This window comes from Zobellia roscoffensis (genome assembly GCF_015330165.1).
GTDB lineage: Bacteria > Bacteroidota > Bacteroidia > Flavobacteriales > Flavobacteriaceae > Zobellia > Zobellia roscoffensis.
Genome location: NZ_JADDXT010000002.1, coordinates 3,393,441 through 3,406,880, shown reverse-complemented (window position 1 = coordinate 3,406,880; position 13,440 = coordinate 3,393,441). Strand labels below are relative to the sequence as shown.

Genomic DNA, 13,440 nt, shown 5'->3' with positions numbered 1-13,440 from the left:
AGGCAGGATTGTATGTAAAACTTCGACTTTTGTATATAAGACATCATCCATTTTATGCATTTCGTCGACAAACCCCCTGAAAACAATAAACATGAACCTATCCAAATTTAAAAACGAGAATACTAAACTCTAACGTTGTAGTAAATCGATAAAAATATCTGTAGCTAAACCCTAAAAATACGTCACTATTTTACAGTTTTAAAATCGGGGAGCAAGTGTAGTTATCAGGCTCAGCCCTGTATGTGCATTTTTAAAAATTGTAGGAAATTTTGATATTGTTAGCTCGTCATTTGCCCTACTCATTTTAAATTAATTCTATACATTTGAAACCTTTAATTAGTTTGAACTCCTTCACTACTCATGAACTCAACTTATAATAGCGTACTTACTATCGCCGGAAGTGACTCAGGAGGCTGCGCAGGTATCCAAGCGGATATAAAAAGTATAAGTGCCAATGGTGCTTTTGCCGCCTCGGTCATTACAGCTACTACCGCACAAAACACACAAGGCGTTTTTGATATTCACCCTATTCCTGTATCACATATTCGTAAGCAATTAATAGCCGTTCTTGAGGATATTGATTTTGGAGCAATAAAAATTGGTATGCTCCACTCTGCTGAGGTCATTGAAACCGTAAAAAAAACACTAAAAGAATATTCTGTAAAGAATATTGTTTTAGACCCTGTAATGATAGCTACTTCTGGAGATAGACTTTTGAATAAAACCGCAGTGGCCAGCCTTAAGTCCTTTCTCAGTGATGCTCGCCTTATTACACCTAATATTCCCGAAGCTGAGATTTTAATTGATAAAAAAATAGATTCTGAGAAGCTTGGTGAGGCCGCACAAGAAATTGGTGAAACATTTAAAACATCAGTTTTACTAAAAGGAGGTCATTTAGAGGATTCCGAACAAATGACCGATACCCTATTTTTATATGACACCCAGCAAGTTATTTTTATTCATAACCCACGCATAAAAACAAAAAATACGCATGGTACGGGTTGTACACTGTCTTCCGCTATCGCCGCACAATTAAGTTTAGAACTCACCTTAGAAGAAGCAGTAATTAATGCTTGCTCTTATTTAAATGAAGCCATTACACAGGGTAAAGACAAAACCTTGGGTAAAGGCAACGGTCCGGTACAGCATTTTCCTAAATAAAAAAATGTTAAAATTTCCACTACATATCGATAAATACCGATATTTGTATCTATGGATGTAAAAGAGGCAGTTGAAATTAGTAAATGTTTATCTAATCAGACTCGAATGCAGATAATGGAATGGCTGAGAGAACCTGAAAATAATTTTCCTCCTCATATTAGTATAGACCATTTTAACGATGGAGTATGTGCTACATACATCCATGAGAAATCTAGACTATCGCAATCTACGATTTCAAACTACTTGACCAATATGGAAAAATGCGGATTATTGGTCATGACACGACACGGAAAATGGTCCTATTTTAAAAGAAATGAAGCTTTAATTACTGAATTTGCAAAGTATTTATTATAAAAATTTAACCTAACAAATCGACATATATAGATATTACTATTTAAGATGAAACTCCTTATTGATATTTTTGGATGGGTGGGCTCGGGGCTCATTATCCTGGCCTACGCCATCACAATGATGGAAAACAAAAAGTATTTAGGCTACAGTAAGTACTTAAACCTGCTTGGTGGATTATTAATCGCGACAAATTGTTATTACTACAGCGCCATTCCCCCATTTGTATCTAATATGTTGTGGAGTATTATTGCTACCCTAACTATTTACAAAACTAGAAGAAAAGGACCAAAACAGAACAATAGAAAACGGTTGACCTAAAATAAAAAAACTATGAAAATCTTAATCATTGGAGGACACGGAACTATAGGAACAAAAGTAGCTGCTCATTTTTCTCAAGAAAATGAAGTACTAATTGCAGGGAGAACAACTGGTGATTTTCTTGTGGATATTAAAGACAGTTCCTCTATATCTAAAATGTTTGAGCAAGCAGGGCTATTTGATGCTATAATATGTATTGCCGGTGAAGCCAAGTGGGATAATTTTGATGACCTTACTGAAGACGATTTTCATATAGGACTGAACAGTAAATTAATGGGTCAGGTCAACTTGGTTGGCATAGGCCAAAAGTTTCTTGCACCACAAGGTTCTATAACCCTTTCCACAGGTATTTTGGCAGATGACCCCGTGGCCATGACCACTAGTGCCGCGATGGTAAACGGAGCTATCCATAGCTTTGTACAAGCTGTAGCATTAGAAATAGAAAACGGTGTAAGGGTAAATGCCGTTTCTTCCGGTATGGTAGAAGATGCCTATGAAAAATATAAGGATTATTTCCCAGGGCACAACCCTATTCCCATGAAAAAAGTGATTAACGGATACGTTCGTAGTGTGAACGGAAAAGGCCATGGCGAGGTCATACGTATCTACAATTAAAACCGTTCTTTTTACAGAATTTTCATCATTTGGTCAGTACTGAGGCATAATTATGCCGAAATTGGTCTAGAATGAACATATGTGGTAGTTTAAAAAATGTTCGTTGCCTATCAACGGACATTAATTTAAGAATTTGGCCCCTGTGTTACTATACTAAACCAAATGAAAATCAAAATCACTTCAATTATAACATTGGCGCTCTTTTTAAGTGCCCTGTTATCTCTTTCTGCTCAGGAATCAAAAGTAGAATGGGCCAACCCATTTCCAAAAGGGGAACTTGGTACCAGTTACACCATCACTCCAAATGAGCTGACCGATAATCAGAAATTATTTGAAATTAAAAAGAATAAAATAGAGGTCCTCTATACTTGGAAAGGAGACGAAGCTCCTTTTGGCATGATTACCACTAATAAAGAATACAGTCATTTTAATCTAGAACTTGAATATAAGTGGGGAGAACGCAAATTTGCTCCTCGCCTGGAAGCCAAACGGGATGCTGGTATCGTTTTTCATATTAAAGGAGAAAAAGTAGTCTGGCCCACGTGTCTAGAATGTCAAATTCAGGAAGGTGACACGGGTGACCTATGGGTCATAAAAGGCCCAAAAGTGAGCTGGTTTCAAAAAGATGGTTCTGAAAAATTACTGGATTCTAGTGGCAAAAAAACATATATAGAAGGCGACAAATACGGCAATCATGAAGTTGATGGCTGGAACAAAGTTCGCGTAGAAGTAAGAGGTTCAAAAAGTGCCAAGTTCTTTGAAAACGGCCAACTGGTAAACGAACTGAAAGACTTCTTAAATGCCGATGATACTCCTTTAGAAAAAGGGAACATTGCCTTACAGGCAGAAGGCTCTGAAATTATCTACAGGAATATTAAAATTCAAGAATTAAAATAAAAACAAGCATACTCTATTTAAATGAAAAACAAGATTGCCCTTCTTTTACTATTGGGCCTTATGGCTGTAACCAACGCTCAAGAAAAATTTGAGCCAGAATGGGAAAACCTCAAACAACATAAAGCAACCCCTGAATGGTTTGCAGATGCCAAGTTAGGCGTATATTTTCACTGGGGCGTATACAATGTTCCTGCTAATGGAAATGAATGGTACGGGCGTTTTATGTATGAAAGTGATCGTCAAAAAAGTTGGGGCAAAGATGTCTATGACTACCATACCAAAACTTACGGAAGAGATGTAGATTATCACGATTTTATCCCGCAATGGAAAGCAGAAAAATTTTCTGCGGAGCGTTGGGTTGATATGTTCGAGAATATGGGTGCTAAATTCATTGGAACCATTGCTGAACACCATGACGGATTTTCGCTTTGGGAAAGTGACGTAAATCCGTGGAACTCCTTTGATAAAGGCCCTAAAATTGATGTAGTTAAACAAATTGGTGACGAAGTAAAAAAGCGCAATTTAAAATTCATGACCACTTTTCACCATGGTTTTCACATGCATTTTTATCCCAAAAAAGAAAACAGTTTTCTGCGCCCCGTAAGCATGCATGCAGTAACCTATGCTAACCCGGAAGTTCCTCAAGAAGATGAGTACCGTATTCTTTACGGAAATACCACTTATAAGGAAGAATGTGATATCTGGCTAGGAAAATTGAATGAAGTAATCAACTCCTATTCTCCGGATTATATTTGGATGGATTTTGCCCAAGGGTATATTCAAGAGGATTACCGCAAACAATTTCTGGCCAACTATTTCAACAAAGCAAAAGAGCAGAATAAAGAGGTAGTGGTTAACACCAAAGGGTCATTTTTTCCAACGGATTTAGCTGTTGTAAATTTAGAAAGAGCTACGGTTATAGATATCGCCCCAGAAGTCTGGGTAACCGATTTTCAGTTGGGTAGTTCTTGGGGTTATAACAAAGATAAACGTACTGCTTTAGACCCTAAAAAAGCCATTCGGATTTTGGCCGAAGTAGTGAGTAAAAACGGCGTAATGATTTTAGCTGCAGCTCCCATGGCAAAAGGTATTATTCCAGAAGAACAAGCTATAGCTATGGAAGGGATCGGCGCTTGGTTAAAATTATATGGCGAAGCAATTTATTATACACGTCCTTTTGTAGCATATGGTCAAGGACCAACGGAAATGAAGCGTAACCCTGAGGATGAATGGAATGCTTACGGCGCTATAAAAGCCGGCTTATACGACTTAAATTCAAAAGATATTCGGTATACCAAAAACAACAAAACGGTGTACGCTATACAATTAGGTTGGCCAGGAGAAAACAAACAAACGGTACTAACAGCTTTTGCCAACAAAGCCAAGGATATGAACGTTAAATCTGTTTCTGTTTTAGGAAGTAAACAAAAAATAAAATGGGAGAAAACAGAAGAAGGTCTTACGGTTACTTCTCCAAGAAAAATGCCTGCTGAAGCTGAAGCTGCTCTGGTTTACAAAATCACTTTAAAATAATTAGAACTTATATAATGAAGAACACTAAACTTTTATTCACTTTTGCGTTAGGTTTCCTAACGGCCCTACCCAGTGTAGCACAAGAAAAAAAGCCAAATATTATCGTTGTCCTAACGGATGACCAAGGTTGGGCAGATGTTGGCTTTAACGGAGCAACGGATATTCCCACCCCAAATTTGGACAAATTAGCCTCCCAAGGGGTGATTTTCGATAACGGGTATGTTTCACATCCGTACTGCAGTCCTTCACGTGCGGGACTTTTAACCGGTCGTTATCAGGCTCGTTTTGGTCACGATTGTAATATGCCATACAAGGCGGAAAATGATGATACGGTTGGGACTCCACTTTCTGAAAAAATGATTCCTGAAGCCTTAAAAGAACGTGGATATCGCACAAGCGCTATTGGAAAATGGCACTTGGGCGATCATTCTAGCCTTCATCCTACTCAACAAGGTTTTGACCATTGGTTCGGTTTTGCCGGTGGTGGAATGAACTATTGGGGCGTACCCGATGGTCCTATTAAAACCATTGTTAGAAATGGTAAACCGGTTCCTCAAAATGAATTACGGTACCTAACCGATGATTTCACAAATGAGGCCATCGATTTTATTACCAAGAAAGATGATAAACCATTTTTCATGTACTTGGCATACAACGCACCACACGCTCCTGACCATGCTACCCAACAATATTTAGAAAACACAAAACATATTGAATATGGTGGGCGCAGTATCTATGCCGCCATGGTAAATGCTGTTGATGCAAACGTAGGTAGAATAGACTCTACACTAGTTGCAAATGGTATGAAAGAAAACACAATTTTAGTATTTTTAAGTGATAACGGAGGACGTACGGAACATGCTGACAACCGACCGTACAGAGGGCACAAAGGCATGTTGTTTGAAGGTGGAATAAAAGTTCCCTTTTTTATCACTTGGCCAGAGAAATTGAAAGCGGGTCAACATTATGAGAAACCTATTAGCTCATTGGACCTTTTCCCAACTTTTCTAGAAGCCGCTGGCGGTGATGTTACAAAAGAAACACAATTAGACGGCACCACTCTCCTACCCTATATTTTAGATGGAAAAACCGGCACTCCCCATGAAAAATTGTTCTGGCGTTCCGTTGGCGGATTTGAGTATGCCGTTAGAATAGGTGATTACAAACTTTATAAGAGTTCATACAAGAACAAAACGTTGCTTTTCAATCTAAAAAGCGACCCTTGGGAACGAACGGATATAGCAGATAAGCATCCTGAAAAAATTGCTGAACTAGAAAAAGCATACACGGCTTGGGATGCTAAAAACCTAGTTCCTGGTTGGTTAGACCCGCACCGTGAAAATGTTCTTAAAGAAGAAAAAGCTTTACAGGGCATGCGCAAAAAAGCCCAAGGTCCAACAGGAAAATAAGAAGAGAATTATAATTTAGGAAATATAATATGAAACAGGACTTTCAATTAAAATTGGTGAAAAATTTGGTCATTATGCTCTGCATTTACGCCGCAGCAACCGTATCCGGTTGGGCACAAGAGCAGCCAAATTTCATCTTTATATTAACGGATGACCAGCAGTACGGCCTCATGGGCTGTACGGGCAATACCATTGTAAAAACGCCAAACCTAGATAAATTGGCTAGTGATGGGGTTTTGTTCACCAATGCCCATATAACTACTGCTATTTGCACACCAAGTAGAGCCAGTATTCTAACAAGTCAGTTTGAGAGAAAACACGGTATAAACTTTAATTCCGGCACCAGTATGTCCAAAGAAGGTTGGAACAATACCTATCCTATGGTTATGCGTGAAAATGGGTATTACACCGGTTGGGTAGGGAAAAACCATGTTCCTGTTGGAGAGGGTGGTTATGATAGCGGACTCATGGAAAAGAGCTTTGATTACTGGTACGCAGGCCATGGTCATCTGGGCTTCTATCCAAAAGACCGTCACAGTATTTTTAAAGATGCTAAAAACGACACCCAAGTAGAAGTGGTTGGTGAAGGAATTCAAGATTTTTTATCCAATGAGCAGAAATTAGGTGGGGCCATAAAATTCATAGACAACAGACCTACGGATAAGCCTTTTATGCTTTCCGTATGTTTTAACCTTCCTCACGGAGCGGGAACAGGTTCTATGCAAATGCGTGATTCTGACGATGAGATTTACAAAACGCTTTATCGCGACCAGAATATTCCGTTACCAGAAAATTATGTCGCTAGAAAAGATATAAAAGCACCAAAATTACCTGCAGAAATACATCACGCGGAAGATCGTCAGGTGGGTTATGATTATGTAGATACGCCAGAAGGTTTTAGAGAGCGTTACATAAGGCAAATGGAAGCTATGACAGGTATTGACCGTCTACTAGGAGAGCTTAGACAAACTTTGAAGGACCAAAAAATAGACAAGAATACCGTTATTGTTTTTACTTCTGACCACGGACTTTTCATGGGCCAGTTCGGACTTGGTGGAAAGGCTTTGTGTTACGAAGAAACTACGCATGTACCTATGATAATCTTTAATCCAAACACAAAGAAATCAAAAAGGGGGAAAACTTCTGATGCTTTGGTACAAAGTATAGATATTGCACCAACCATGATGACTATGGCAGGCGTGGCTATTCCAGATACGTACCAAGGTAAAAACCTAACGCACCTTTTAGCCGGAGAGGAAGAAGAAGTTCGCCCTTTTCTATATACCGAGAATTTATGGTCTACCCAGTTTGGTAACCCTAGATGCGAGTCTGTTCAAGACCACGAATGGAAATACATTCGGTATTATAAGAACGAGAATTTTTCGGCCTTAAAAAAGATAGCGACAGCTAAAGCCATGGGTATAAATACCAGTGCAATGCTTTATAAGGTTCACGATCCGGACATTGCCGTATATCGTGATTATGCAGACGGACCTTTAAACGGTGAACCAGCGGTTTATGAAGAATTGTTCAACCTGAAAAAAGACCCAAAAGAAACCACTAATTTAGCTTCTGATGCTTCTAACAAGAGTAAATTAGAAGAGTTGAGAAAAGTCTGGAAAACAGAAATCACCAATGCTAGAGGTACCGGATTTCCTAAAGTTCTTAGGTATACTTCGGATAGCGAAGGAGAGCGCGGTGTTATAATAGAACCGAAATAATAACTCATTGTAAAAAATTACCATCAGTTTAAAAAATCATAAAATCATGAAAGGAATTAAAGGAATAAAAGGTTCTTTTTTACTGATTTGTTTTTGTGTATTTGCACAAACAAATGCTCAAAAGCATGCAGGTGTAACCAGTAAAGACTGGGGGACCGCAAATGGTAGAAACGTAATTTTATACACTTTGGTAAATGCGAATGGCATGGTAGTAAAACTCACCAATTTTGGAGGTACTATTACCTCTATTATGGTACCTGACAAAAATGGTGTATTTGAGGATGTAGTACTCGGTTTTGACACTTTAGAACAGTACACTGCGGAGCACCCTTGCTTTGGAGCTACCATAGGAAGGGTTGCTAACCGTATTAGAAACGGTAAATTTACGATTGATGGAACTACCTACGAACTCTCAAAAAATAGCGATGTACACTGTCTACACGGTGGTAACGAATTTGACCGTGTGGTCTGGGATTCAAAAATTGTAGCTAACAAACTGGGGCCTTCTATTAGATTGCAACATATCTCAGCAGATAATACCATGGGGTTTCCTGGTAATTTAGAGAGTTACGTCACGTATACTCTGACTGATGACAATGCTATTGAAGTGCATTATGAAGCCACAACGGATAAAGCTACGCATGTGAATATGACCCAGCACAGCTATTTTAACCTTAATGGCATGAAAGACAAAATCTATGACCATATCCTAAAAATAGATGCTGACAAATACACTGAAATCGATGAAGAAATTATTCCTACAGGAAAATTAGGTACTGTAAAAGGCACAGATTGGGATTTAACCACTCCAACTCCAATAGGCAATAACATTCACAAGCTGAACTTTAACGGGTATCATTACAATTATATTTTTAATAAACCTGTTGGGGAATTAAAAGAAGTAATAGAAGTAGTAGAACTTAAATCGGGTCGGACAATGACTATTTCAACTACGCAACCAGGGGTTCAATTTTATTCCGGCAATGCCATAGGAGATGCCTTAACAGGGAAAAACAATATAAAATATGCCAACCATATGGCATTTTGTTTGGAGACTCAACATTTCCCGGATACTCCCAATCACGAGAACTTCCCTTCTACGCTATTGCTTCCTGGTGAAAAGTACGATGAAACTGCTATTTTTCATTTTGGGGTAACTGAATGAGCATTGATTATTCAATAGTGGGAAAAACTAAAAATATGAGATAATTATAATAGCTAAGGTTATAAATGTTAGTCCCATAGTTAGTATAGTTTATTCAATTTTAGGTCGCATACTGAGTGCATACATGCGCAAATTCCTTTTTTTATCCATTCATTGGCTGTGCTATTCATTCAATTCTATTAAAGATTAAATTGTACACTATACCAGACAGATTTATTAAGGACAGATGTTCTCGATAACAATTCTCATTAAAATAAAAAACCGCTTCAATTTTACCAAGTTGAAGCGGTTTTACCTAAACAATCAAAACACTACTAACAGTCTTAATTAAGGCCGATTATCATCTACTTGAATTGTATAATCGTCATAATAAACATCACTTATTCCTGCTGGTACAGGTTGAATACGTACCGTTCCGTTAGAGGTTGCTGCGGCTATAAAAGTAAATTCTACCAATTGCCATGTACCCAACTCATCATCTACATCGTTCCATTGATCATTAACTTGCTGATCGCCAAAATAATGTTTTGCGAACGCGGTATTTGTAGTGCTGCCCAAATACCTTTTGAACTTTACCCTATAAACCACCCCAGCTTCAAAGGCAAAAGTTCCGCTGGTTACCGTGTTGGGTTTATTACCATCGGGAGCCGACAAACGCAAAACATTTCCAGAAGGCACTACTCCTGAAACTACATCAGGTGTTGGTGCAGCAACAATTTCAGCAGCTCCGGTTCCATTAGAACCCGTATTCATCCAATCTGTATCTATTGCATTTTCGAACATACCAACCTCACCTAAAATATTATCTTCATTTGCCACAACCGCATCTGGACCAAAATCTACAAGCTCGCCGGCACCAACAGAAACAATATCCCCTGGACCTGCATATGAAATCGTAATCTCATCATCTCTGTATAGTTCTTCTCCAAGCATTATTCTTAAGGTAGACGCATCAACAGCATCAGCTTCAACCGAACTCACTATTGCATCAACACCGTTTACCATGGCCGAAAAGCCCATTGTAGCATCTGCAGAAGCCGTTATGGATGCAGGATCCAACTCTTGATCAAAAGACACCAAAATAGCATCGTCTTCCGTTACTTTTTGAATTGTACCTACCCTATTGACCGGAATAGGTACATATACCTCAACAGGCACGCTGCTAAAAGCTTCAAGTACACGTTCATCTACGGACTGTAATGTAGAACTACCACCATCATAAGATACAGTAACCGTATTGGTCGCATCCGTACCTTCCAATTGGGTATCCAACGTTAGTACAAGTACATCCAAATTATCAGGGTTTTGAGCTACTGATGCAACTGACCTAGCCACACCATTAACCTCTACCATAAAGTTGGTAGATACATCTTCCGTTAGCGCTATCAATTTTGAGCTTAAAGGAATTTCAATGGTATTGTCCGCCAATTCAAACACATCTCCCGATTGTTCCAAGGCTTCGTCCAAAGCGGTAATATTAAATACTACGGGAATATCATACCTCTCTTCGTCTGCTTGGACGGTTTCGGTTCTATCTCTCTTGGAAATCAGACGACCTTCAAACTTCCCAATTCGCTTATTGAAATTAAGCGTATCAATCGTTTTTTCCTCGTTAACATTTATGATGTTTTCCTCATCCTCTTCATTTTCTTCAATCGTATGAATTGTCCATACCGTAGTGGTTGGTCTAGAGGTATTGTTGGACCGACTTAAATCTTCAAAAATCAGTTCATCACCAAACTTTACATCGATTACTTCCTGAGTTTTAAAGTCGATTTTATTCCCTCCTAAAGTCCTAATCTCCATATCTGCCACAATAGTATCATAGACATCAACCATAATAGTATAATCTAAAACCCAAGCCGCACCTTTTTGTACGGTTCTTAACGTGTCAAAGATTGATGAGTTAGTTTCAACATCCCACCCAGTAGGTAAAACAAACTCCGTATACTCCTCATATTCATTATGCAGTTTTATGGGAGTAAGTGAATCGCCTTTGGTAAACAGTACATGTACCGTTCGTTCATCTGATACCATACCTGCACCTTCAATTATGCTCGACTCAAAACTATCTGCTTTAGTAGGTAGAGGTCCCTTTAGAAAAAATGTTCCTTCCGGTATGGTCCACTCATGTTTAGTGGTACCATTGGACAGGTCCATAAAGGACCCATAATTGTTTATATCTAAATCCTTAACAACCGCTGTACCCCATGTTGTTGTAAATGCGGCATCTACAAAGGTATTTGGTGCTATGTACTCGTCATCATCTTCACAGCCAACTATAATCAGCAGTAAAAAAAGAAACCTAATACTATATTTTATATCTCTCATTTTCTTTTGTTTAGATTTGATTTATTGAACAAACTCGTCCCAATTAAGGTTAGAATCAATTTCACTTTGTGGCATTGGCAAGTATGCATGTAAGTTTTCATTAAACTTCTGCGCTCCCACAACAGCATCTTGAACTTCTGGAGGTTGATTAAAGACTTTTTTACCCTCATAAGTGGTAGGCTCTTCTCCCGAAACAGTTAAAAAACACTTAAATCTAGTACCATGTTTACCATTAAGGTTTTTCTCATAATGCCAGTAATCGTACTTTATTGAAGCTAAATGTTCCAGTTGCTCTTTAAACTTTCCCCAACGTCTTAAATCTGTAGCACGGTCTCCTTCTAAAGACAACTCTAAAGGTCTTTCCGTAAAACGTAAATGCTCCATCAAGTTCTGGACAGTAACTGGCTGTTGCCCGTTGGAAGAATCAAAATCTATGTCATCCATGTAAGTAGTTTCCAAGTTATTGAACTCCGCCCCAGCTTCGGAAGCCTTTCCTAGCAAAACTAAGTGTGAACGCTTTCTAACCCTGTTGATATACTTTAATCCTTCGGGTAGATTTCCCGATTCTAGCATACATTCCGCATACATTAAGTACACATCCGCCAAACGAATGACCGGAATGTTTATTCCAGAACGGTTATTCATCAATGTAGACCTATCTTCTCCTGCACCACCACCTATAGTGTTCCAATGCAAGAATTTCTTGAACATATTAACACGGTTCCTAGCAAAAGGAGCAACCCCCGTTGCATTACCGTACTCACCGTTTATTGCACCATACATTGGCGAATCCGGGTCATCTACTTGCCCCATACAATCCCCCATTCTTTTGCTGTACAAACGCATACGGTCTTCAGTACCTATAATTTCCCCGTTTTCATTATATACATCTGCTCCCACATTAATATTTGCAGGGTCTGCAGGATCAATCTTATCTGCTCGGTACTTCATGGCCAACCATGAACTTGGTTGAATATTAGCGTTAAAAACAATATAGGTAATGTTTTGAGCCAATGACTCTTCACCCGTAGTTTCAAGATTAACATTGGTGGTATAATTAATTTCAAAAATAGATTCCGAGTTAAACTCCGCTATTCCCGTTACCGTAGTTGCAATATCTTCTGCTAATGCATAATTATAATTCTCTATTACATTTTTAAAGTAACCTTCGGCATTTTGAAAATCATTCTCTGCCAAGTAACTTTTACCCATTAATGCTTCACATGCTCCCGCAGTAATACGTCCTAAATTATTGCTGCCATAAGACTCCCAATCTGCATATGTAGTTGGCAAATTGTCCATCCCATATTGTAAATCATCACGGTAAAAAGCTTGCACGGCTTCAGAAGAAGACAATGCCTTCTGAAATTCCTCAAAATCTTTTGGAACCGAACTTACCAATGGCACATTACCTTCATTAAAGCTGGCGTTCAATACATAATAGAAATACCCTCTTAAAGCTCTTGCTTGTGCATATACCCGTAACCCTTCTTCCTCAGCTGCCTCTGTGGTATAATCTACAGCCAAGCGCTCATAATTTTCTATGACTTGGTTGGCTCTAAACACACCTAAGTAAAGTGCATTCCATTTGTTCTCTACGTACTTGGTATTTGCCGTAAAATCCTGAAAATACATCTCATCTGGTCTAGTTGCCTGTCTGTAACCACTTGGTACCGCTAAATCTGTACGTACAGATTCATTTTGAATACCCAATACATCATTATTTTTTAATGCGCTATAGACCGAGTTCAACCCTTGATTAAGTTGTGAATTATTCTTCCAGAAACTTTTAGTGGTCAAGGAATTTGGATTTGTCTGATCCAAAAAATCATCGCTACATGCCTGAGAAACTAATACTAGCATGCACAACGCCATAGCTCTCCTACAGAGGCTATTCGCTGTTCTCATTTTTATTTTATGTGTTTTTTTCATCTTTCGT

The 13,440-nt window shown here is 38.6% G+C and carries 11 protein-coding genes; 9 read left to right on the top strand and 2 right to left on the bottom strand.

Features of this window, described 5'->3' with window-relative positions; genetic code table 11:
- The first annotated feature begins 360 nt into the window (after positions 1-360).
- The 9 genes from thiD to IWC72_RS13785 all read left to right on the top strand — a co-directional run bounded on the left by thiD (position 361) and on the right by IWC72_RS13785 (position 9,170).
- Positions 361-1,161 (top strand): bifunctional hydroxymethylpyrimidine kinase/phosphomethylpyrimidine kinase, encoded by an 801-nt coding sequence (thiD, locus tag IWC72_RS13825; protein WP_194530162.1) that lies wholly within the window; start codon positions 361-363, stop codon positions 1,159-1,161.
- A 105-nt stretch (positions 1,162-1,266) separates the two neighbouring features.
- On the top strand, positions 1,267-1,515 hold the full coding sequence (locus IWC72_RS13820) for an ArsR/SmtB family transcription factor (protein WP_394370097.1): 249 nt from the start codon (positions 1,267-1,269) through the stop codon (positions 1,513-1,515).
- A 45-nt stretch (positions 1,516-1,560) separates the two neighbouring features.
- The gene (locus IWC72_RS13815) at positions 1,561-1,830 is read left to right on the top strand and encodes a CBU_0592 family membrane protein (protein ID WP_194530160.1); all 270 of its coding nucleotides are present in this window, start codon (positions 1,561-1,563) and stop codon (positions 1,828-1,830) included.
- Positions 1,831-1,842: 12 nt separating this feature from the next.
- On the top strand, positions 1,843-2,445 hold the full coding sequence (locus IWC72_RS13810; RefSeq protein WP_194530159.1) for a short chain dehydrogenase: 603 nt from the start codon (positions 1,843-1,845) through the stop codon (positions 2,443-2,445).
- 162 nt (positions 2,446-2,607) lie between these two features.
- A complete protein-coding gene (locus tag IWC72_RS13805; protein WP_194526743.1) occupies positions 2,608-3,342 on the top strand; it encodes a 3-keto-disaccharide hydrolase in 735 nt (244 codons plus the stop codon).
- Positions 3,343-3,363: 21 nt separating this feature from the next.
- On the top strand, positions 3,364-4,875 hold the full coding sequence (locus IWC72_RS13800; protein ID WP_194530158.1) for an alpha-L-fucosidase: 1,512 nt from the start codon (positions 3,364-3,366) through the stop codon (positions 4,873-4,875).
- Between the two features lie 14 nt (positions 4,876-4,889).
- Complete coding sequence (locus IWC72_RS13795) at positions 4,890-6,284, top strand: sulfatase-like hydrolase/transferase (protein ID WP_194530157.1); 1,395 nt, start codon at positions 4,890-4,892, stop codon at positions 6,282-6,284.
- A gap of 74 nt (positions 6,285-6,358) precedes the next feature.
- Entirely contained in the window at positions 6,359-8,005 is a 1,647-nt protein-coding gene (locus IWC72_RS13790) for a sulfatase-like hydrolase/transferase (protein ID WP_194531165.1), read from the top strand.
- 46 nt (positions 8,006-8,051) lie between these two features.
- On the top strand, positions 8,052-9,170 hold the full coding sequence (locus tag IWC72_RS13785; protein ID WP_194530156.1) for an aldose epimerase family protein: 1,119 nt from the start codon (positions 8,052-8,054) through the stop codon (positions 9,168-9,170).
- 327 nt (positions 9,171-9,497) lie between these two features.
- Here the strand turns inward: IWC72_RS13785 and IWC72_RS13780 are convergent, their stop codons facing one another.
- Positions 9,498-11,501 carry a hypothetical protein gene (locus tag IWC72_RS13780; protein WP_194530155.1) on the bottom strand — a complete coding sequence of 668 codons (2,004 nt, stop codon included), beginning with the start codon at positions 11,499-11,501 and terminating at the stop codon, positions 9,498-9,500.
- A 21-nt stretch (positions 11,502-11,522) separates the two neighbouring features.
- Entirely contained in the window at positions 11,523-13,433 is a 1,911-nt protein-coding gene (locus tag IWC72_RS13775) for a RagB/SusD family nutrient uptake outer membrane protein (RefSeq protein WP_194530154.1), read from the bottom strand.
- Between the last annotated feature and the right edge of the window lie 7 nt (positions 13,434-13,440).

Coding starts and splice junctions, on each gene's coding strand:
- thiD (WP_194530162.1), top strand. CDS start 361: ATGAACTCAACTTATAATAGCGTACTTACTATCGCCGGAAGTGACTCA.
- IWC72_RS13820 (WP_394370097.1), top strand. CDS start 1,267: ATGCAGATAATGGAATGGCTGAGAGAACCTGAAAATAATTTTCCTCCT.
- IWC72_RS13815 (WP_194530160.1), top strand. CDS start 1,561: ATGAAACTCCTTATTGATATTTTTGGATGGGTGGGCTCGGGGCTCATT.
- IWC72_RS13810 (WP_194530159.1), top strand. CDS start 1,843: ATGAAAATCTTAATCATTGGAGGACACGGAACTATAGGAACAAAAGTA.
- IWC72_RS13805 (WP_194526743.1), top strand. CDS start 2,608: ATGAAAATCAAAATCACTTCAATTATAACATTGGCGCTCTTTTTAAGT.
- IWC72_RS13800 (WP_194530158.1), top strand. CDS start 3,364: ATGAAAAACAAGATTGCCCTTCTTTTACTATTGGGCCTTATGGCTGTA.
- IWC72_RS13795 (WP_194530157.1), top strand. CDS start 4,890: ATGAAGAACACTAAACTTTTATTCACTTTTGCGTTAGGTTTCCTAACG.
- IWC72_RS13790 (WP_194531165.1), top strand. CDS start 6,359: ATGCTCTGCATTTACGCCGCAGCAACCGTATCCGGTTGGGCACAAGAG.
- IWC72_RS13785 (WP_194530156.1), top strand. CDS start 8,052: ATGAAAGGAATTAAAGGAATAAAAGGTTCTTTTTTACTGATTTGTTTT.
- IWC72_RS13780 (WP_194530155.1), bottom strand. CDS start 11,501: ATGAGAGATATAAAATATAGTATTAGGTTTCTTTTTTTACTGCTGATT.
- IWC72_RS13775 (WP_194530154.1), bottom strand. CDS start 13,433: ATGAAAAAAACACATAAAATAAAAATGAGAACAGCGAATAGCCTCTGT.